The 20,262-nt window shown below is 68.1% G+C and carries 23 protein-coding genes and 1 tRNA gene; 13 read left to right on the top strand and 11 right to left on the bottom strand.

The genetic code is table 11. The features are described from left to right. Positions 1-5 precede the first annotated feature (5 nt). Positions 6-347 (bottom strand): ATP-dependent DNA ligase, encoded by a 342-nt coding sequence (locus J2X55_RS14400; RefSeq protein WP_181906460.1) that lies wholly within the window; start codon positions 345-347, stop codon positions 6-8. Positions 348-482: 135 nt separating this feature from the next. After that, a complete protein-coding gene (locus tag J2X55_RS14405) occupies positions 483-1,100 on the bottom strand; it encodes a TetR/AcrR family transcriptional regulator (protein WP_309824225.1) in 618 nt (205 codons plus the stop codon). 111 nt (positions 1,101-1,211) lie between these two features. Here J2X55_RS14405 and J2X55_RS14410 point away from each other — a divergent pair, with 111 nt between their 5' ends. The 6 genes from J2X55_RS14410 (at position 1,212) to J2X55_RS14435 (ending at position 6,557) form a co-directional block, all read left to right on the top strand. Beyond that, positions 1,212-1,808: a DUF6230 family protein gene (locus J2X55_RS14410; protein WP_309824227.1), complete on the top strand. Its 597-nt coding sequence runs from the start codon at positions 1,212-1,214 to the stop codon at positions 1,806-1,808. Between the two features lie 11 nt (positions 1,809-1,819). Then, positions 1,820-2,254 (top strand): DUF6114 domain-containing protein, encoded by a 435-nt coding sequence (locus J2X55_RS14415; protein ID WP_115918233.1) that lies wholly within the window; start codon positions 1,820-1,822, stop codon positions 2,252-2,254. Between the two features lie 14 nt (positions 2,255-2,268). After that, positions 2,269-3,006 carry a hypothetical protein gene (locus J2X55_RS14420; protein ID WP_309824228.1) on the top strand — a complete coding sequence of 246 codons (738 nt, stop codon included), beginning with the start codon at positions 2,269-2,271 and terminating at the stop codon, positions 3,004-3,006. Positions 3,007-3,176: 170 nt separating this feature from the next. Beyond that, complete coding sequence (locus J2X55_RS14425) at positions 3,177-4,580, top strand: hemolysin family protein (protein ID WP_309824230.1); 1,404 nt, start codon at positions 3,177-3,179, stop codon at positions 4,578-4,580. Beyond that, on the top strand, positions 4,577-5,593 hold the full coding sequence (locus J2X55_RS14430) for a CNNM domain-containing protein (RefSeq protein WP_115918227.1): 1,017 nt from the start codon (positions 4,577-4,579) through the stop codon (positions 5,591-5,593). Before J2X55_RS14425 ends, J2X55_RS14430 begins: the two co-directional genes overlap by 4 nt. A gap of 145 nt (positions 5,594-5,738) precedes the next feature. Continuing rightward, a complete protein-coding gene (locus J2X55_RS14435) occupies positions 5,739-6,557 on the top strand; it encodes an SDR family oxidoreductase (RefSeq protein WP_309824233.1) in 819 nt (272 codons plus the stop codon). Positions 6,558-6,754: 197 nt separating this feature from the next. On the opposite strand, the gene J2X55_RS14440 is transcribed toward J2X55_RS14435, so the two are convergent. After that, positions 6,755-7,651, bottom strand: a complete 897-nt coding sequence (locus J2X55_RS14440) for a zinc-ribbon domain-containing protein (protein WP_396653268.1) — start codon at positions 7,649-7,651, stop codon at positions 6,755-6,757. Positions 7,652-7,699: 48 nt separating this feature from the next. On the opposite strand from J2X55_RS14440, the gene J2X55_RS14445 reads away from it, so the two are divergent. Beyond that, complete coding sequence (locus J2X55_RS14445; protein WP_309824235.1) at positions 7,700-8,059, top strand: hypothetical protein; 360 nt, start codon at positions 7,700-7,702, stop codon at positions 8,057-8,059. Between the two features lie 59 nt (positions 8,060-8,118). Here the strand turns inward: J2X55_RS14445 and J2X55_RS14450 are convergent. Then, positions 8,119-8,192, bottom strand: a tRNA-Ile gene (locus tag J2X55_RS14450). 135 nt (positions 8,193-8,327) lie between these two features. On the opposite strand from J2X55_RS14450, the gene J2X55_RS14455 reads away from it, so the two are divergent. The 5 genes from J2X55_RS14455 to J2X55_RS14475 all read left to right on the top strand — a co-directional run bounded on the left by J2X55_RS14455 (position 8,328) and on the right by J2X55_RS14475 (position 12,022). Beyond that, complete coding sequence (locus tag J2X55_RS14455) at positions 8,328-8,618, top strand: hypothetical protein (protein ID WP_115918221.1); 291 nt, start codon at positions 8,328-8,330, stop codon at positions 8,616-8,618. Next, positions 8,615-10,204, top strand: coding sequence for a hypothetical protein (locus tag J2X55_RS14460; protein WP_115918219.1), 1,590 nt, complete (start codon positions 8,615-8,617; stop codon positions 10,202-10,204). Before J2X55_RS14455 ends, J2X55_RS14460 begins: the two co-directional genes overlap by 4 nt. Positions 10,205-10,206: 2 nt before the next feature. Continuing rightward, positions 10,207-10,572 carry a YbaB/EbfC family nucleoid-associated protein gene (locus J2X55_RS14465; protein ID WP_147302401.1) on the top strand — a complete coding sequence of 122 codons (366 nt, stop codon included), beginning with the start codon at positions 10,207-10,209 and terminating at the stop codon, positions 10,570-10,572. Positions 10,573-10,981: 409 nt separating this feature from the next. After that, positions 10,982-11,323, top strand: coding sequence for a hypothetical protein (locus J2X55_RS14470; RefSeq protein ID WP_147302400.1), 342 nt, complete (start codon positions 10,982-10,984; stop codon positions 11,321-11,323). A 243-nt stretch (positions 11,324-11,566) separates the two neighbouring features. Further along, positions 11,567-12,022, top strand: a complete 456-nt coding sequence (locus J2X55_RS14475; protein ID WP_147302399.1) for a hypothetical protein — start codon at positions 11,567-11,569, stop codon at positions 12,020-12,022. 87 nt (positions 12,023-12,109) lie between these two features. Here J2X55_RS14475 and J2X55_RS14480 read toward each other — a convergent pair whose 3' ends face one another. Continuing rightward, a complete protein-coding gene (locus J2X55_RS14480; RefSeq protein ID WP_181906459.1) occupies positions 12,110-13,072 on the bottom strand; it encodes a DMT family transporter in 963 nt (320 codons plus the stop codon). 41 nt (positions 13,073-13,113) lie between these two features. Here J2X55_RS14480 and def point away from each other — a divergent pair, with 41 nt between their 5' ends. Next, a complete protein-coding gene (gene def, locus J2X55_RS14485; protein WP_103209299.1) occupies positions 13,114-13,680 on the top strand; it encodes a peptide deformylase in 567 nt (188 codons plus the stop codon). A gap of 24 nt (positions 13,681-13,704) precedes the next feature. Here the strand turns inward: def and J2X55_RS14490 are convergent, their stop codons facing one another. The 6 genes from J2X55_RS14490 to J2X55_RS14515 all read right to left on the bottom strand — a co-directional run bounded on the left by J2X55_RS14490 (position 13,705) and on the right by J2X55_RS14515 (position 20,097). Then, the gene (locus tag J2X55_RS14490; RefSeq protein ID WP_309824239.1) at positions 13,705-15,009 is read right to left on the bottom strand and encodes a glutathionylspermidine synthase family protein; all 1,305 of its coding nucleotides are present in this window, start codon (positions 15,007-15,009) and stop codon (positions 13,705-13,707) included. Next, positions 15,009-15,383: a tRNA-dihydrouridine synthase gene (locus tag J2X55_RS14495; RefSeq protein WP_309824241.1), complete on the bottom strand. Its 375-nt coding sequence runs from the start codon at positions 15,381-15,383 to the stop codon at positions 15,009-15,011. Before J2X55_RS14495 ends, J2X55_RS14490 begins: the two co-directional genes overlap by 1 nt. Positions 15,384-15,453: 70 nt before the next feature. Beyond that, on the bottom strand, positions 15,454-16,122 hold the full coding sequence (locus J2X55_RS14500; RefSeq protein ID WP_309824243.1) for a DUF4166 domain-containing protein: 669 nt from the start codon (positions 16,120-16,122) through the stop codon (positions 15,454-15,456). After that, the gene (locus tag J2X55_RS14505) at positions 16,119-16,736 is read right to left on the bottom strand and encodes an SRPBCC family protein (RefSeq protein WP_309824245.1); all 618 of its coding nucleotides are present in this window, start codon (positions 16,734-16,736) and stop codon (positions 16,119-16,121) included. Before J2X55_RS14505 ends, J2X55_RS14500 begins: the two co-directional genes overlap by 4 nt. Positions 16,737-16,790: 54 nt before the next feature. Beyond that, positions 16,791-17,723, bottom strand: coding sequence for a glutaminase A (gene glsA, locus J2X55_RS14510; RefSeq protein WP_309824247.1), 933 nt, complete (start codon positions 17,721-17,723; stop codon positions 16,791-16,793). A gap of 43 nt (positions 17,724-17,766) precedes the next feature. Further along, positions 17,767-20,097: an acyltransferase family protein gene (locus tag J2X55_RS14515; RefSeq protein WP_309824249.1), complete on the bottom strand. Its 2,331-nt coding sequence runs from the start codon at positions 20,095-20,097 to the stop codon at positions 17,767-17,769. Positions 20,098-20,262: the final 165 nt, after the last annotated feature.

Genomic DNA, 20,262 nt, shown 5'->3' on the forward strand with positions numbered 1-20,262 from the left:
CGTCCTTAGGCGGAGCGGCCGCCGACCGGTTGCCGAGGCGGTGACGTGGTGGCCGGGGCAATCCCGGCTGCCGTCAGCGTGAGTCCGTCGGCTCCGCTGGCGTCATGCATCATCTGGTCGACGAGGGCGCGGTCGATCGCCGGCTCCCGCCCACCGTAGAACTGCATGACGAGCGCGTTGGAGGCGTGGATCCAGAGGCTGGCCTGTCGCACGCCCTCGTTGACGGGCAGTTGCAGCATGAAGCCCTCGTTGCGTCGCAGCTTGTTCATCACGACGAGGCGGAGGTGGGCGAGGATGCGGTCGTCGATGTCGAACGACGCGCGGTCACGATAGATGAGGCGTCCCATCACTGGTCCCTTTCTGGCTCGACGAAGCGAACCGTGTTTCGTAGGGACCGCGCTGGGGCGCAGCAATGGGGGCCCCTCCATCATGTCATTCGTCGCGGCGGCGCGGGCGGATTGGCAGGCTCTTCGCCGCGGCGATCATGTCCGTGGCGTCGGCTCCGCGGCATCCCCCGCTACCGAGGCGAGGACCCCGAACGCCGAGCGGGAGAGGAACGCGACCAGCTCCGCCGTGGGCATGTCGGTACCGAGGGCGAGCTCGACGAGCACCTCTTCGGCGAAGTTGACCCACGATCGCAGTGCCACACGGAGCAGCGGGGAGTCGTCGGCGCCGAGTTCAAGGAAGCCGTCGGTGACCCAGCCCGCGGTCACATCGCGGGAGCGATCGACCTCGCGCCGCACGTCGGGGTCGCCCGAGGCGACGCCGCGGACGAGCGAGTAGAACGTCCCCCGGTGCTCGCGGACGAAACCGACGATGCGGGCGAGTGTGTCGTCGAGGCGCTCTCGAGGGGGGAGGTCGTCTCGGGGGGTCGATGCCGCCAGCAGCGCCGCCGCGGCGGTGATCACGACCTCGCGATGCAGCCCCTGGCGCGAACCGAAGTAGTGGAAGAGCAAGCCGCGTGAGACCCCGACGCGTTCCGAGAGCACTTCCATCGTGAGGTCGTCGAGGGGTTTCTCGGCGAGGAAGGCGACGCCCGAGGCGACGAGCTGGGCGCGCCGCTGGTCGGGCGTGAGACGCGTGCGGCGGTCGCTCGACATGAGGAAACTCTAACCAAGCGATGCCGGACCAATCTATTGACACTCTGTCAATGATGCGTAGCCTGGCTTCGCTCGGCGAGGTCGCCGGGCATGCTTTCCGCAGGAGGATCGATGAAGTTCCGCAACCTGACCCGCTCCCGTACCGGCCGGGTGGCCCTCGCCACCGTTCCCGTCGCGGCCGTCGCGAGCCTGCTCCTCACCGGCGTCGCCCAGGGCGCGGTGCCCGTGTCGTTCGCCGTCTCGGGGAGCCAGTTCCAGATCAGCGCCTCGCAGCTCGAGGGCACCGGGTTCTCGCAGTACGCTGGCGTCACCGATGACACCGCCGGAGGGCAGCACAACGTCGCCATCGCGAACATCAAATCCGCGACCCTCGCCGACCTCTGCCAGTCTGTCGTCAGCGACACTCCCCTGGGCAAGGTGGGCGTCCTGATCACCGCGGGAGGCGGCGGCGCCCCCGCGTCCGCCTCCGACCTGCAGATCGGGATGACGGGGCTGAAGGGCGATTCTTCCTTCGGCAACATCCGCATCGGCGTCGACGCCTCGACGGTCAACACCGCGGCGAAGGGCACCGCGGGTGATTTCGCTCAGGATGCCGACACCATCTCGATCATGGGCCTGCAACAGACCGCCTGGAGCACGCAGGCGTCGGTGTTCACCCTCACGGGCATGAAGCTCGAGCTCACCGACGGCTCGAAGACCTGTTTCTGATCGAGGACGCCATGACAACCTCCGACCTGACTCCTCGGGCGCGCTTTCGCCTCTGGCGTCGCAGCCGTCCCCTGGTGGGCGGGCTTCTCGTGGCGCTCGGTGGCGTCGAGATGTTCTTCTCTGGACAGCTCGACATCGGAAAGCTGCACATCCAGCTCGGGATCGAAGGCCTCCAGGCCACGGTGATCCCGATCGTCCTGGTGCTGCTCGGAATCCTGCTCATCTCCATGCCGACGCATCGCATCTTCTACGGGGTCATCGCCCTCGCCGTCGCGGTGTACTCGTTGGTCGGGGTCAACCTGGGCGGTTTCCTGCTCGGGATGCTGCTGAGTACGGTGGGCGGCATCGTCGCCGTGTCGTGGGCACCGCCCGCCGCCTCCGTGCCGCACGCCCAGGCACCGACCGTCGAGGAGGCGGAGCGCGCGAGCACCGGGGCCGAGCGATGAAGCGGGCCCGGGCCGTGGCAGCGTTCACCGCCGCCATCCTGGTGATCGGCGGGTCGACGGGCGCGGCCTCGGCCTCGGCCGACGACGGTCTTCGTCCCGCCCGGTTGTGCATCCCCATCCTCTTCCCGTGCGGCGAACCCGCGCCATCCCCGACATCGACGCCGACGCCGACGCCGGGGCTTGCCGTGCCGGGCCTGCCGGAGCTTCCTGGTGTCGGCTCCTCGACGCCCGCTGCGCCGTCGACGCCCGATGACTCTCCGACTCCCGCGCCGTCTGCTCCTCCCACCGACTCGACCACGCCGCCCGCACAGGCAGCCGTCGCCGACGAGCGCGCGCCGGTGTTCACGCAGCCGTCCGCACAGCTGGGCGCCCAGTCGCTGTCCTTCCGTGGCATCCCGCTCATCAGCGTGGTCACGGTGCCCCTGGCCGACGGCACGCGCATCACCGCACTGAAGATGACAGCGGACGAGATCACGATCGAGGGCTTCGCCCTCACGGTCCGCCGCGAGACGGGTCCCGCGCTCGTCACGACCGCCGACCGCATGACGCTGTCAGGGCACGTCTCGGTGTACCTGAACTCGCTGTCGGCCACGACCGCGGAGGGCAAGACCCTCACCCTCGGGGCCGACACTCCCCCACCGGCCGACGGCATCGCACCCGGGCTGGCGCGCCTGACCCTGGGACTCGTCGGCACAACGGCGGACTCGATCGTCTACACGAACACCGACCAGAACATCACCGAACCGGGCTGAGCTGCGGGTCGGGGCGAATCCCCAGCCTGAGCGGGATGCTGCTCGATACAGTCGACGTGATCATCGATCACCGACCCACGAGAGAGAAAACCCGTGAGCCATCACCGCACCTCCACCGACCAGGAGGGCCGATCTTCGAGCCCCCTCTTTTCGAGAGGGGGTGACATCTGATGCTGGCTGCGACCCTGACGCTTCTGTTGGGGATCATCGTGACCCTGGCGATCATCGCCGCCTGCGGGTTCTTCGTCGCGCAAGAGTTCGCCTACATGTCCGTCGACCGTTCGCGGATGGCGGCGAAGGCCGAGAAGGGCGACGCTCAGGCCAAGCGGGTGCTGGCGATCACCAAGCGCACCTCGTTCATGTTGTCGGGCGCCCAGTTGGGCATCACCGTCACGGGACTGCTGATCGGCTACGTCGCCGAACCGCTGATCGGTGAGTCGCTCGGCACGCTCCTCGGCGGGGTCGGCATCGACCCGACGGTGTCGGTGCTCATCGGCACGATCGGCGCGCTGCTCCTGGCCACCGTCGTCACGATGATCTTCGGCGAGCTGTACCCGAAGAACCTGGCCATCGCGAGCCCGGAGCCCCTGGCCCGCGCCCTCGCCGTGCCGACCCGCATCTACCTGCTGCTGTTCGGCTGGCTCATCACCGTCTTCGATGTGGCCGCCAACGCCTTGCTGCGCCTGCTGCGCATCGAGCCGCTCGAAGACGTGGATGAGAGCGCCACCGCACGAGATCTCGAGGCGATCATTGAGGAGTCGCGCGTGAGCGGTGACCTGCCCGACGACCTGTCGATGATCATCGACCGCATCCTCGACTTCCCGCAGCGCGACGTCGAGCATGCGATGGTGCCCCGCTCCCACGTGGGTTCGGTGAGCCCCGACACCACGGTCGGCGAGGTTCGCGCGCTCATGGCCACCGGCCACACGCGCTATCCCGTGATCGGCGACGAGGACTCCCCCGTGGGCGTCGTCGAACTGATCGACGTGCTTCGCGAGCAGCCCGCCGATGACGCCCCCGTGTCATCCGTCATGCGCGCCGCCGTCGTCATCCCGACCTCGATGCTTCTGCCCGTCGCACTCGACCGTATGCGTCGTTCGCGGAACGAACTCGCCTGCGTCGTCGACGAGTACGGCAACTTCGACGGCATCCTGACGATCGAAGACCTGACCGAAGAGGTCATCGGCGAGCTGTCCGACGAGCACGACATCGAGATCGCCGAGGTCTCGGCCGATGGAGACGACGCGTGGTCGGTTCCCGGCGACCTGCACCTCGACGAGCTCGAGCGCCTGATCGGTCTCGACCTCGCCGACAGCGACGTCGAGACCCTGGCCGGACTCGTCATCGAGACCCACGGAGACCTCCCGGCCGTCGGGACCGTCGTGCGAATCGACCTGCCCGAGCGGGCGTCCGAAACGGTGCAGGGGCTCGACATCGAGCGCTGGCTCGCCGTCCAGGTGGTCGAGGTCGATCGGCACGTGCCGTCCCAGCTGAGGGTTCACCTGCACGAGATGGATCGGGATGCCGAGACCGCCGACGAAGCTCCCGCCGTCGATGAGGAGGTGGCCCGATGAACGGCTGGACCGTCGCGCTCATCACCGCCGCGCTGATCATCGCGAGCGCCTTCTTCGTCATCGTGGAGTTCGCTCTCCTCGCCGCTCGTCGACACCGTCTCGAGGAGGAGGCCGCCACCAGTGCCTCGGCGCGTGCCGCCCTTCGCGGCGTCAACGAGCTGACCGTCATGCTGGCGTTCGCACAACTCGGCATCACGGCGTGCACCTTCTTGCTCGGAGCCATCACCAAACCCGCCATCGACTACGCGCTGGCGCCGGCCTTCGAGGCCTGGGGTCTGCCCTACGTGCTCGCCGACATCATCGCGTTCATGCTCGCGCTGATCGTCGTGACCTTCCTGCACCTCGTGATCGGCGAGATGGCCCCGAAGTCGTGGGCGATCGCGCACCCCGAGACCGCGGCGAAGGCCACCGGCATCCTCGCCCGCGCCCTCACGTGGCCGCTGCGTCCGTTCCTGCTGTGGATCAACCACATCGCGAACCGTCTCGTGAAGGCCTCCGGTGTCGAGCCGGTCGACAAGGCCGCCGCGGGCGGACAGGACGCCGACACCATCCGTGAGCTCGTCGCGCATTCGCGCCAGGCGGGGACGCTCGAGAAGCAGTACTCCGAGCCGATCGCCCAGGCGATAGCCCTGAGCTCTCTGACCGTGGGCGACATCGTCCGCACCGACCGCTCCCCCACGAGCGTGCCGACGGATGCCACGGTCGCCGACATCCAGGCGGTTGCCGCCTCGTCGACGCACCTGCGCATCCTCGTCGGTGCGGGAGCGTCGTCGCGCGTCGCGCACGTGCGCGATGCGCTGACCGTCGACCCGGCGACACCGGCCCTCGAGATCGCCCGCGATCCGCTGGTGCTCGAGCCCACGGCATCCGCGTACGATGCCCTCGCGCGCATGCGTCGCGGTCGTGTGCAGCTGGCCACGGTGGTGGAGGGCGACCGGCTGATCGGCGTCGTCACCCTCGACGATCTGCTGCGGGAGATCCTGCCCGGACCGGGCGAGCTCGTCGCCGGGTGACCCGACGACATCGAGAGCCCCGTCCCGTTCTCGGGGCGGGGCTCTCGAGTGCCCGTGAGGGCGATGGGTGTCAACCCGGGCCGGTTCAGAGCGGTGCGGCGTACCGTCGCCCGCGTTCACCCCCACATCTCTTCGGAGGACACTCATGAGCAAGACCTGGTTCATCACCGGCGCATCCAAGGGCTTCGGCCGCGAATGGGCCGAGGCAGCCCTCGAACGCGGCGACAACGTCGCGGGCACCGCCCGCAACCTCGACGACGTGAAAGAGCTGGTCGACGGTTACCCCGAGACGTTCCTTCCTCTTCAGCTCGACGTGACCGACCGCTCCGCCGACGTCGACGCCGTGAAGAAGGCACACGAGAAGTTCGGTCGGCTCGATGTCGTCGTCAACAACGCCGGCTACGGGCACTTCGGCATGGTCGAAGAGCTGACCGAGGACGAGGTGCGCGCGCAGCTCGAGACCAACTTCTTCGGCGCCCTCTGGGTCACGCAGGCGGCCCTGCCGATCATGCGCGAACAGGGCTCGGGCCACATCATCCAGGTGTCGAGCATCGGGGGCATCAGTGCCTTCCCGACCGTCGGCGCCTACCACGCCTCGAAGTGGGCTCTGGAGGGGCTGTCGCAATCTCTGTCGCAGGAGGTCGCGGGCTTCGGCATCCACGTGACCCTCATCGAGCCCGGCGGGTACTCGACCGACTGGTCGGGCCCCTCTGCTCAGCGCAGCGACGAGATCGACGCCTACGCCGACGTGCGGGAGCAGGCGGCCAAGCGCCCCTCGGCCGCCGACCCCGGCCAGCCCGAGGCGACGCGCGCGGCGATCTTGAAGGTGGTGGATGCCGAGAACCCGCCGCTGCGCATCTTCTTCGGCAAGGCGCCTCTCGGTATCGCCGAGCGTGACTACGAGTCGCGCCTGCAGACGTGGCGCGAGTGGCAGCCGGTGTCGGAGGAGGCGCACGGGTCGTAAGCCGGTCGCGCGCTCGCGAGTCGCTACGGGGCGCGTGCGGTGCGAGGGGGCGTCTGTCGACCGCCCCGTTGCACGGCACGCGCCCCGTTATCGTGACGTCGCCGGATTGCTGCGCGCCGGGCGTGGCACCGGGGCGTGGGCCGTGAAGTGTGGCGTCTGTCGACCGCCCCGTCGACGGGCAACGCTCGGTGCGCACCTCACCGCAGGTAGGAGTCAACGAGGAGCGAACCCCGAATGGCACGAAACGCCTCGACCAACCGGTCCAGTGTCGCCGCGTTCCAGGTCGTGAACTGTAGGTCGTGGGGGCCGAGGGGCTCGAGGTTGCCGGTACGTAGCCGGACGACCTCCCAGTTCGTGGATCGGAGCGCGCGATCCTTCCGACGGTCCACTCCCTCCCTTTTGCCCACGTGTTCGAGACCGTGACGGCCGATGGAGTCGTACTCGACGGCGATGCGCAGCTCGGGGAGGACGAAATCGGGCCATACCTCGAGGTGCTGGAAGAACGGCTTCGCGGTCCGGATGGCGTTCATGCCCCGGTCGAGGGCGAGACGCTGGTGCAGATCGGCGCGAATGCGATCTTCGACGGCCGAAGCCGGCTTGGGTGCACAGGCGGACACGAAGGCCGTGCCGACGGGCACGTCGGGGGTCTTTCCGCACAACGGTGGCGGGGTGCGCTTCCGTCGCGGACGCAGAACGGCGTTCTCGGTGACAGCGGGTGTCTGGACAGCGTCGCGCATGGGTAGAACCACGGTCCGCCGGGGGCTGGCCTGTTCGCTGCACTCCGGGCACCATGCACTGCGACGGCGCTCGCGTCCGGGTCTGTGTCTCTGCTCTTTGGGCGTCGCCGCGAAACGGTGCCCGGCATCGCACTGCCACAGCAGGAGGACGTCGGCGGCGGGCGGTACCTGGCTGAGTGCGATGCCCGCGTTGAGATCCGGATGGTACTGCCGGATGAGCGCCGGAAACGCGGCCCAGGACTCTCGGTACCTACCGACCGCATAAGGCACCTCGCGGCCTTTCGACCACTGTCTTCGCGCCCACCACGCCTGCACTCTCTCCGCCACGGCAGTGAACGTAATCGAGACCTCCGACATCGGCGCCTGCTGCTCGTCGGGGGCACGGCATCCCGCTATGGTCGGGGCATGACGTCGCCCGCCCAACCCCCGCAGCAGCCGCCTGTCCCGTTGCCGCAGCCGCTCCCGGCGGTGACGAACGGAACCGCTATCGCCGCCGTCGTGTTGGGCCCCGTCGCCATACTCAACGCGGCGTTCGTCCCTCTGCCCTACCTCGGCATCGTCGCGATCTTCACCGCATTCCCCCTTGCGGTGGCGACGATCATCCTCGGCCACCTCGGACTTCGTACAGCCCGGCGATACGGGGTGGGGCGGGCCATGGCGGTCATCGGGTTGATCTGCGGCTACCTCGCCCTCGGGGTGATCCTGGCCACAGTGACGTTGTTCTTCTCGCTGTTCTTGTTCTCCCGGCCATCGGCGGTGGGGTGACCCGGCCGGTCGTGCGCGAAAAGACCCCCGACCAGGTAATCCCGGTCGGGGGTCTCGCGTAGGGCGGGTGGGACTTGAACCCACGATCGTCGGGTTATGAGCCCGCTGCCTTGACCAGCTTGGCCACCGCCCCCAGCGGTTCCGAGCCTACCGGCATCCGGTTATCCACAATCCCCAGGGGGCCATGCGTAGCCGCGAGGGCTTTCGCTATGGTGTTGGCAAAGCTGACACGAGCGGGGGCCCCGTGGCGGGAAGAACGCACATCATCATGGACACCGACGTCCTGGCAGAGCAGGCGTCGACACTGGGACGCGTGAGCGATTCGCTGGATGCCGCGGCTTCCGCCGCCGGAGCTCCGCTGCCTGGCTCGGCATTCGGCGTTCTGGCGTCGGGGATCGTCGTCGGAGCCGCGAACGGTCTCGCGAGTAACACTGCGCAGTTGCTGTCGAGTGCGAGAGAGCTCATCGCGACCATGCAGAAGGGCGTGCAGGTCGCCCGCGAGTCGTTCGACGAGGTCGAAGAGCAGGCCGTGGCGGTCATGCAGGAGTTCGAGTCGTGAGCGGCGCTGCCGCCGTCGCCGCGCAGCTGCGCAGCGAGTCGTGGGCCGGAGGGGCGTCGCGCTCGTCGGGTGGAGGTTGCGATGGCATCCCCGGTTTCGCCGGCTGGCTGATCACCTACGTGCAGCCGCTCCCCCAGTGGATGGACGAGCTACAGGGCGACCCGGGCGCCATCGCCCTGCGTTCGTCGGAGTGGCGCACGGTCGAGTCGTCGGTGTCGGAACTCACGCTCGATCTCGCGTCTGCTGCGCGGGCTCTCGACGATCTCGATGGCCGGACGGTGCGCGCTTTGCGCCAGCGGTACGAAGACGTTTCGAAGGTGTTGACGGATGTACAGGATTGGGCAGGTGCCGCGTCGTCCGCTCTCGTCCTCGCCTCGACACTCGTCACCGCGTGCCGCGACGCAATCTGCGGCCTGCTGAACGCCCTGGCGCGTTTGGCCGATTCCCTGACAAGTTTCACGCTCAACCCCTTCGACAAACTCGACGCCATTCGCGAGTTCGCGGATGCGGCGTGGGACATCATCGTGTTGGCGCGGGATCTTATTGAGCAGCTTCTCACAGCGCTCGGGCAGCTTGGCCGTCTGCTCGCGGAGCTCGGGCCGATCGTCGGGGACGGCCTGGTCGTCCTGCAGGATCTGCTGGGTCGTATGCTGCCGGGGATAGCGGCCCGCACCGACGGCGTGTTTGGGTACTTCCTTGGAACGGGACTCGGCGATATGTTGCGCGCGGATCCGCGAGTCACTGAACTCGACCCAGACGACGCGGCTACCCCACAGTCCTACACAGATCTGATGCAGCTGGGCAAAATCTCGTCTCCGGCCGATCTCATCTCCAACAATCGCCTTGTCGACGAACTAGGGAAAGACAAGTTCACGGCGATAAGCGTGTCGACGGTGCGTCGCCCGGATGGCTCCACCTACACCCTGGTGAACCTGCCCTCTACACAAGATTGGGGAGCGCTCAAGGCCCTCCTTGGGGACAAAGATTGGGGAGACACCTTCAAAGATGACGCTCCGATCAATGACCTGGACAGCAACATCGCACTCATGTTGATGGACAATCCGGTCTTGCGAACCCAATACGAACGTGCAGTGAGGCAGGCGATGGAGGAGGCGGGCGTACCACCCGGCTCCGATGTGGTTTGGTCCGGATTCAGCCAGGGCGGCATCATGGCTGGCAACCTCGCGTCGGATGGATCACTCCCATACAACACCGTCGGTGTCGTGACGAACGGCGCTCCCGTCGACGGATTCGACATCCCAGACCGGATTCCTGTGCTGCAGGTTCAGCATCACTCCGATCCCGTTCCGTGGCTTGACGCACGGACGCCAGAGCAAGTGACCCCGCGAGTAGTCGACGGTCCATTGGGGCCAGAAATCGGGTATACCAAGACCGTTCCTGACCATGTCGATTGGGTCCAACTTCCCGACCCCGGCGGCTCGACGGACCCAAACGAGACTCACAACGCTGTCAATTACAGCAACAGTTTCAGGGACTACTTGGACGAAGGCGGCCAATTCAAGAACGATTGGTCATTCCTCGACGGAACGGTCGAAGACGTCTACGTTGCGCGGACAGGAGAATGACAATGAGCCACGACATCGACGAACGAATTGAGGGCGCGCTTGCGCGTCTGGACGCGCAGGTCGCGCGGGCGCGCGGTTCTCACGACGCGTTGACCGCAAATCTGACGCAATTACGCCGTGTCGAAGCGACAGTTCGCAGTCCACGGGGCGAATGTTCCGTGACTGCTCGCGCAGACGGCACTATCGTCCAGGTGCGATTGGATCCCCGGGCCGATCCTGGCCCTGGCTTAGAAAAGCTGCTGACGGCCACCCTGGCGTTGGCCCAGGGCGAAGCACGACACGCGGCAGCGGATCGTGCAGAGATCATTCTCGGAAAAGATGCACCGTTGGTGCGAGATATTCGCGCTCGTGCACCGGAGAGGGGCTGAGTTCTATGGCATCTCGGCTCGACGTTCAGCTGGGTTCGCTCATAGATCATGCTGTTCGTTTGGACACCCATGCGGCACAGCTCAAGGCAACGGTGGAAGACTTGGAGAAGGCTGTCGAGTCCCTGAGATCGACGACTGCGGGGGCTGCCTCTGACGCGGCTGTTTCCTCGAATATGATGGTGATCGCAGAGACGCGGCAGCGGATTCAGCACCTGCGAAGGAATGCTTCGACAATTCGGAAGCTAGCGGAAGTCTACGACGCGTGCGATCTCTCGGGCGCGCGAGCACTTGGAGAATGATGCGATCACGCGCGCGCAGGCTGGCTCCTGCGGCAATCATCACGACGCTGGTCATAGTGTTGACCGGATGTTTCTCGTCGGGGCCGACGCTAGACTCCCGAGCGGCCGATTTGGCAGAAAAGCTCGAGCAGAGCAGTCTCGGTGTGTCTGGCGCGGAGGTGCTCGCCCCATCTTCTTTCACAGGGAGTCTGAACGTAACGGTCGTTCTGGATGAAGACGCTATTGATCCTGATTCCTCGGTGTCTGCAGAACGGCTGAAAAAGATCCTCCAGGTGGTCGGCGAAGGCGCAACTGAGATGCGGGTGGGTTCCGCGGTATTCTATGCCGAGGATGACCAGGGCGTGGATGTTGACATGACGCAAGCGGCCGAGGAGCTAGGCATTAGTGACAGCCTTTCTGGAAGATCTCTTTCGTTCTCGGGTGCGGAATTGAGAGAAATGGCCGCAATATGATCCGTCAGGGACGTCTTTTGCGTCAGTTCCTTGCCGCAAGTGGCGCGGGGTAACTCGCAACTTCGGGCCAGGCGAGCCTGAGATCGTGATTTTCGCCGGCACGCGTGGAGCGGTGATGGCGGCAGCCGGCTTCATTCTCACTGCTGTGCTCGGTGGTTCAGTTCGATTGGAAGGAGCACCGGGAATGGTGATCTGTCCTGTGTCGTATAGGTGTGACCCGGCAGCCGCGCGGGTTTGAGGATCATGACGAACACCGTCAAACGCTCAGCGGCGTTGACCGTGGCGACTCTCGTGTGCGCCATCGCGCTTGGCGGTTGCTCTATGGACGGACCGACGGGGCAAGAACGTGCCGATGAACTTGCGAGTCAGCTCGAAGATGCAGGGCTCGGCGTGAAGAGTGCAGAAGCGACCTATCTGTCTTCGTTCTCGGGCGACCTCACCGTCTCGGTCATCCTGAAATCAGACGTGGTGCAGCCCGGCTACACGGTGTCAGCCCGAACTCTCGGTCCGATTCTGGGCGTCGTGGCGAGAGGCGCTGCAGACATGCAAGTGGGCGGCGTCGGTTTCTACGCGGAGGAAGAGGGGGGCATCGCCATCTCGATGATGACGGCGGCGGACGATCTCGGTATCGCTCAGGCCGTCGACGGGCGGTCACTCACTCTCACCGGCGAGCGTCTTGATTTCCTCGCGAAACAGTGATGCGCGTGGTCTGTCTACGGCTCGACGCTGCTCTGCCGCAGGTCTGGATCGATCACGCGCCGCAGCGCAGCGTGAGCGCAGACGGCCTCACTTCACCCGAGGCTTCGCCAGCTTCCCGTCTGCCGTCACCTGCGGGTGGTGCTTGGTGAGCTGAATGACGCCCCACGTCGCGATCGCACCGGCGATCACAAATCCGATGAGCGCCCAGGCCGGAGCCGTCGAGGCCTCCCCGAGCACCAGCAGGCCGATCAGGACGGCCACGATCGGGTCGATCACGGTGAGACCCGCGATGACGAGGTCGGGCGGGCCGACCGAGTACGCCGTCTGCACGAAGTAGGCGCCCACGGCGACGGCGGCGAGCAGCGCCACCAGGCAGAGCATCGTCAGCCACTCGAAGTTGCCCGCCTGTGCCCGGCTGATGACGACCTTGGCGAGCGTCGCGACGAAACCATAGATCACGCCGGCGGCCATGATGTAGAACAGCGCCTGAGCGCGACGGCGCACCAGCACCCAGAACACACCGAAGACGATGACGACGACGGCCAGGATGCCGAGGATGATCCACAGTTCGCGTTCGGTGACCACGTGTTCGGTGGCGAAGAACGCGGCGATCGTGACGAAGATGAAAATACCGCCGACGCAGAGCGCGATCGCGATGAGCGACTGCCGGGTCGGTTTCTGCCCCGAGACACGAGCGTTCAGCACCGTCGTGATGACCAGGGCGATCGCCCCGAGTGGCTGCACGAGGATGAGCGGGGCGACCGACAGTGCCGAGAGCTGACAGACGATCGCGAGTCCGAGCATGACCGTCCCCGCGACCCACGAGGGGCGGGTCAGCAGCGAGGTCAGTTGCTTACGCGAGAGGCCACCGGTGGTTTTGCCGGACAGGCGTTCCACTTTCTGCACGCCGCGGTGCTGGTACTGCGCACCGAACGACATGAACACCGCACCCAGAAGGGCCAGCGGAATGCCGAGCAGGATCCGAGGGTCGCGGAAGACACCGACGAGTTGGTCGATTCCGTCGCTGAGGGTGGCATCGAGCGGGATCACCCTCCGACGATAGCCCGCCGCCCCCTGGATAGGCTGGTGACGTGGCCGTACTCCCGATTCGCATCATGGGTGATCCCGTGCTGCACGCTCCCGCCGCCCGCGTCGACGAGATCACCGATGAGGTGCGCACGCTCGTCGCCGACATGTTCGAGACGATGGACGCCGCCCCCGGTGTGGGCCTCGCGGCTCCGCAGGTCGGCGTCGGGCTCCGCATCTTCACGTACACGTACGAAGACGACGAGGGTCAGCCCTGGCGCGGTGTGGTCATCAATCCGGAGCTGTGGATCCGTCCGATGGAACCGGGCTACCCTGACCCCGACGAAGAGAGCGAGGGGTGCCTGTCGTTCCCCGGCGAGCGCTTCCCGCTCCGCCGGTCCGAGGCGGCGCTGCTCACCGGCACCGATCTCGACGGCCATGCGGTGCGTATCGAGGTCACGGGCTGGCGTGCGCGCATCCTGCAGCACGAGTTCGATCACCTCGACGGCATCCTGTACGTGGATCGTCTCGACGAGGAGGACGGTCGCGTCGCGGCGAAGATCGCGAAGAAGCGCAAGTGGGGCAAGCCGGGCATCTCGTGGATGCCGGGTGTCGACGACATCGACGCGTGAGAGAGCTCGAGAGGGCCGGCGCCGTCAGCTCTCGATGATGTTCGGGGCGAAGCGGCAGTAGTAGTCGGTGATGGGGCCGTCGGATTCGCGGATGCCCACGCCGAAGGCCTCTTGGTTGATCACCCACGACCCGAGCACGGGGTGGTTGCTCCCCCTCGCCCCGGGGAAGTCGGGCAGCTCGTGGTACTCCTGCCAGACGCGCTCCCGGCCGGTCCCTTCGCGCCGGTATTCCTGCCCGTTCGAGGTGACGCTCCCGTCACGACGATGCACCTGGATGCCGTCTCCTTCTCGACCGAAGACGGGTTTGACGACGAAGTCGGTCATGCCGTTCGGTCCGTCGGCGTAGGCGGGCAGCAGGTTGGGGTGACCGGGGAACAGCCGCCAGAGGGCGACGAGCAGCAGCTTGTTCGAGAGGAACATCTTCCAGGCCGGTTCGTACCACCGGCCGAAGAGCCCCCGACCGGCGATCAGCAGCGCTCCGAACTCCTGGTCGCCGACGACCCGGTCCTCCCCCGAGACCAAGTCCTCCCAGGGGTAGAGCTTGAACAGGTTGCGGATGACGGGGTACTGCGCACCCGGGGTGTCACCCGGCAGCGCCGCGATGCTGCGTGACGAGCCCCACGGCTCGGGTACGCCGACGAACTGCCGTGCGCCGTGGTGCCACCCGATCTCTTTCATCTCGATGCCCGTGTGCTCCCAGCCGGCCTCACCCGCGAGATCGCGCATGTAGGCGACGGTGTCCCAGTCCTCGCCGTAGGTGTCGGCATCCGAGTGCGCGACGAAGAGGCGCCCGCCCTCCCCTTCTTCGAGTGAGCGGTGCAGCAGGGTGCGCCAGCGTTCTACGAGGGCTTCGTGCAGGCCGTTCCACTGGTCGGTGTCGGCGGGGAGGATCCCGCTGTTGATCCGGTCCTGCAGCCAGAACCACTGGGTGACGGAGGCCTCGATGAGGCCGGTGGGCGTGTCGCCGTTGTACTCGAGCATCTTCGCGGGCGAGCCGTCGCCGGCGTAGGCGAGGTCGAAACGCGCGTACACGTCGGGTTCGTTCTGTTCGAGCGACCACTGGGCGAGCTCGAACGCTTTCGCAGTGAGTCCGAGATGCCCGAGTGCGCCGGATGCCATGTACTTGGCGGCCTCGAGACTCATGCGATGCAGCTCTTCGGTCTGCTTCTCGAGTTCCTCGACCTCGGGCAGGGTGAAGACGTAGGCGGCGCCGTCGTTCCAATACTCCACGGCCGTGCCGTCGTCGCGCACGGAGCGCGAATAGATCAGGCCGGACTGCTTGATGGTCCGCTCCCAGTCCGGTCGCGGGTCGAGTTCGATGCGCCGCATCAGCTGCCGTGGCTTCCGTCGGAGCCCGAACCGCCAAAGCCTCCGCGCGAGACGCTGTCGCCGTCGCTCGAGATGCCGCGCGCGGCGGTCTTGCCCGACGGGAGGCTGTCGGAGCCACCGGTCGCGGGCTGGCCCACCGCCGGCACCGTGCGGCCGCCCGAGCCCAGCGGCAGGTAGTACCAATGGGCACTGCCGCCGTGGTTGTTGCAGTCGTCGTCGGGGAGTCGCTTCTCGGTGGCGTTGTCGCGACAGATCTGGGCGTAGTCCTCCGAGACGTTCGTGCCCTGTCCGCACCCGGTGAGGGTGGCGGCGAGGGCGGCGACGACGCCGACGGTGACGGTGCGCGAGGCGCGACGTCGCACGACTGGCTGCATGAGAGGACTCCTTCGGAGGGACCGGTTCGGCGTGGGCGCGCCGTCATTCTCGCACTCGCGAGCCGGTGGGTCAGGTGCGCCGTTCGTGGCGCCGGGGGAACACGTGCGGCGGGGCGGCGGAGGTCGGCATCCATTCGCAGGTGAAGCTCCCGCGGTAGCCGAAGAGGAAACCGAAACGGTCGTTGTCGACGCGCATACCGACGTGGAAGCGGCCATCGTCGTCGTCGAAACGTTCGCGGAGGGTGGCGCGGCCGCTGAAGATCATCGGGAAGCGGAAACCGACCGGGCCCTCGTAGAAACGCTGCTCTCCAGAGCGCAGGAGGAGGCCGCCGTCGTCGTCGACTCGCAGGTCGAGGTCGACCGCGAGGTGCTGGTGCGTGCCGAGGTAGTCGATCACCCGGCCCGCGTGGCAGATCATCGTGGCGTCGAACCGGGCCGGTCGACCGCCGACCTCGTACTCGCGCACGAAGGTGACCGTCTCGCGACCGAAGGGGTCGAGGTAAGGGCTGTTCCAGATGGTGAAGGGAACGTTCGTGCCTACCGTCGGCACGAGGATGTTGCGCACTTTGCCGAACTGGAGGAACGGGACGGTCCACCAGGGACCGCGGCGGATCTCGGTCATCACGCCGCGGCCGACACACGCCTGGCCGTCGTCGAGGCCGACGCCGAAGCGCCGCTGCATCATGGGGTGCAGCCGGTCGAAGTCCGCGCCCAGGGCCTCGGCGAAGATCGAGGTCACCGGTCACCTCCGGGCACGGGCAGAGCCGCGAGCGTCGCGGGAGCATCATCGAGGGCGCGGCGTCGGTGCGGAGGAACCCGCTCGCAGCGAGACGCCCGCGGGCGGTCCTGCCGCCAGAACGCCACCGCGTGCCACAGAGACCAGCGCTCGGGCTCCACCCCGGTCTCGAGCCACACGCGCAGGCGGTCGAAGCTCCACGCGGTCGCCCAGCCCACGATTGGGCGCACGATCACGTCGAGCGGACCCCACCCGGCGACGTAGTCGTACCCCGTGGAGAAGCGGGTGCCATCGGCCACCGGCTCATAGCGCCAGTATCCGCGGCCGTCGCGCAGCGGTGACAGCCTGTCGTCCGTGGTGAACCGGAGGGCGGAGGTGCGGGTGCCATCCGGCCGAGACGTCTCGCCGATGCTGATGCCGTCGCCGCGCACGACGTGCACGGGGGTGCGCCGTTCGTACACGAACCGCGCGGCACCCTCCGGCGTGCGCGTGGTGGGCGTGATCCGAGAGAAGCGCACGTCCCACCGCACGTGCTGCGACGGGTCCTGCGTGGCCGTCCACACCTCGTCGAGCGTCGCTCGGATGGTCGTCGCCACATAGATCCCCCGTGCCCCCATGGCGCCAGCCTAGGCGGAACGACCGCCCCTCCCCGCATGGCGGGGCGGGTGTCGTCAGCGCGACGCGAAGGAGTGCAGGGCGAGACTGTCACTCAGAGCCTCACTCGCGAGGCGCCCGCGCACACTGGTCCCCTGTTCGTCGAGCGGCGGGCTCACCACCGCGGCACCGAGACGCCCGGGAGCCGACAGCACGATCGCCCCCGAGACGCTGGACTTAGCCGGAACGCCGACCGCGCGCATCCACCGCCCGGACCCGTCGTAGACCCCGCAGGTCGCCATCACCGAGATCACGTCTCGTGCCACCCGCTCGGGCACGACCCGTTCTCCGGTCCGCGGGTTCACTCCCCCGCACGCGAGCGTCGCGCCCATGACGGCGAGGGTCTCGGCATCCACCCGCATCGCGCAAGCGCGGGCGTAGACGGCGACCGCATCGTCGGCCGACGGCTCGAGGGTGCCTTCCGCGCGCATGAGGTGGGCGAGGGCGTGGTTGCGATCGCCGAGCAGGTGTTCGTTGTGCGCGACGTCTTCGTCGACCTCGAGCTCTCGTCCGGCGAAGGCCGCGAGCCCGCGCGCGATACGGGCGTTGCGCGCATCGGCATCGGCGCCGTCGACCAGCGCGGCGGTGAGCAGGGCCCCGGCGTTGACCATGGGGTTGGGTGGTCGGCCCGTGCCGCTCTCGAGCTTGATGGCGTCGAACGACTCGCCCGTCGGTTCGATACCGACGCGATCGAGGGCGGCGCCGTCGGTGTCGAGCAGCGCGAGCGCGAAGAGGAACGGCTTCACCGCGGACTGCACGCTGAACGAGACGTCAGCCTGTCGGCTCGAGCGCAGCGAGCCGTCGGGCAGGACGAGCGCGACGGCGCAGAGATCCTGGTCGGCGTCGGCGAGCTGGGGGATGCTGTCGTCGACCTTCCCCCCGCGCTCGGGCAACAGGCGGGTGCGCAGCGCGTCGAGGTCGTACGTGCGGGCGTCGGGAGGGGAGATCACTCCCCCAGCCTGACAGGTGCGCAAGGGGCTGCGGCGGCGGGCGTCAGTACAGGCCCCGGGCCGCGAGCTCGCCGCGGAGGATCGGCGTCAGCCGTTCCGCGAAGGCCGGGGTGATGTGGGTGTCGTCGTAGCGCACGGGCGTGTCGCCCGCGAAGGCGGGACACGCCCCCTGCCAGCAGCTGAACGGAAGCGAACTGATCGCGGTGTCGCCGGTGGCGGCGGCCTGCGCCTCGGTTGCCGCCTCCATCTGCGTCCACACGTCGTCGAGCCCGGCGAGACAGGCCGACGGTCCGGTGAGCGGCGACACGCACCGTCCCAGATCGACGCCGTGCGGCGGAGGCGCCAGGTACACCGTCCGCCCGGCGGGCGCCCAGCCCGAGATCTCCGAGGCGATGGCGGATGCCAATTCTCCGGCGCCCAGGTCGTGTCCGTCGATCGAGCGACCCAGCGTGAACGCGTTCGAGACCACGAGCAGGTCGGCGGGTGAGGCGGCGATCAGCGCCGCGACGTCGGCCTTGCGCTGCCCGCACGCGGCCATGACCGACGGGTCGCGACTCTCGAGGAGGACGTCGGTGAAGCGGCATCCGTACATCCCGACCGTGGTGACGCGCCACGCTCCCCCGCTGTCGTCGGCCAGTTTCGCGAACGCCGGCGCGTAGGCCATCGCGCTCGAGTCGCCCACGAGGTACAGGTGGCGCGGGGCGTCGGCGGCGCCCCACGTGCAGCGCTCGGCGTCGAGCGCGACGTTCGGTGTGAAGCAGTCGCGCGCGCGGTTCGCCGACGACGAGTCGCGCTGCACCTCGTCGAGTGAGGGGTGCAGGTCGGGCCACGACGTCGCGGTGGTCGCGGCGGCGAGTTCGCCCTGCAGCACGCCGAGAGCGTCTCCGGCCTCGGCGGCGACATCGACCGCGGCCGGGGCGGCTACCGGCAGGCCGGGGAGCGTCGGAGCGCCGTACGCCAGCATCACCGCGAGCGCCGTCGCCCCGGCGCCGATCGCGAGGGTGGCTCCGGCCATCGCCACACGCGGGGCATAGCGCGAGCGCCAGGCGGCCCAGGCGGGTGCGGCGGGGGTGACGACGGATGCCGGGGGTGCAGGCATCCGTTCGGCTCGGTGCTCCGCGACGGTCGCCGGTGCGGCGGGGTGCGCGGGAACCGGGGCGGCGGCGCGGGATCCGGGGTAGTACCGCTGTCCGGGGACGTATCCGGCGGGCCGCGATGCGAGGACGCTCGCGCGCCGCGGGACGGGGTCCGGTACCTGCTCCGCGTCGATCGGAAGGGGTTCCTGGTGGTCGACCGCGCGGCGGGCGGCCCAGGGCGAGCGATGCAGGGGCTGCTCGATACCGAGGTATGTCGCGACGGTCAGGACGAACATCGTCAGGACGGTGATCCCCGTCGCCGCGGGACCTGGGGCGAGCAGGACACCCGCGAAGACGATCACCGGCAGGTGCCAGAGGTACAGCGAGTACGAGAGGTCGCCGATGACGACCGCGAGCGGATTCGTGAGGACGAACAGGTGCCGGTGGCGCGGGTCGCCGCCGATGCCGCCCCCGATCACGAGAGCCGCCCCGAGCACGGGGAGAGCGGCACCGGGAGCCGGGAAGGGGTCCGCGGGGTCGATCAGGAAGAACGCCGCGACGATCACCGCGAGGCCGATCCAGCCGAGCACCCCGCGGGCGGCCGCCGGGATGCGTGCGAGGACGGGGGCGGCGGCCGCGATCATCGCTCCCGTGGCGAGCTCCCCCGCCCGCGTGAGCGTGGAGAAGTACGAAAGACTCGGGTCGAGGGGCGTCTGTACGACGGCGACGATCCCGGATGCCACGACGACAGCTCCGGCGAGCAGGCCCACGGCCACACGGCCACCTCGCGCGCGGCGCACGGCGACGGGCAGCGCGGCGACCGCCAGCAGCACGATCAACGGCCAGACCAGCGAGAACTGCTCCTCGACGGAAAGCGACCAGAAGTGCTGAAGGGGCGAGACGTCGACGGCGGCGAAATAGTCGCGGCCCTCGAGACCGAAGTGCCAGTTCGACACGAGCCCGGCGGCCGAGACGGCGTCGAACAGGGTGCTCTCGGCGCGAACGGGCGAGAAGACCACGTACGCCGCCCCCACGGTGGCGGCGAGCACCACGAGCGCGGCGGGGAGCAGGCGCTTGACGCGACGCGCGAAGAAGGAGCCGAGGCGCACCGTTCCCTCGCGCTCGAGATCGGCCAGCAGAATGCCGGTGACGAGGAACCCCGACAGGACGAAGAAGACGTCGACACCGACGAAGCCGCCTCGGGGCCACCCCGTGAGGTGCGTGGCCACGACCGCGAGGACGGCGATCGTGCGCAGGCCCTGGAGATCGCGGCGCACGCGAGAGGAGGGGGCGGGCACGTCGGATCCTCTCGGGCCGGCGTCGGCGGCCGCAGAGAGCCTAGTGGAACCGCTCCCACAACCATCTTCACCGGCCCCGGGGCGCAGACAGTCGGGACGGGGAACGAAACCGACGACCGCGAGGCGAGCGACCATTATGCGCATCAGCGGGCTGTGCCGCTACCC

This window comes from Microbacterium sp. 1154 (genome assembly GCF_031455375.1).
Lineage (GTDB): Bacteria > Actinomycetota > Actinomycetes > Actinomycetales > Microbacteriaceae > Microbacterium.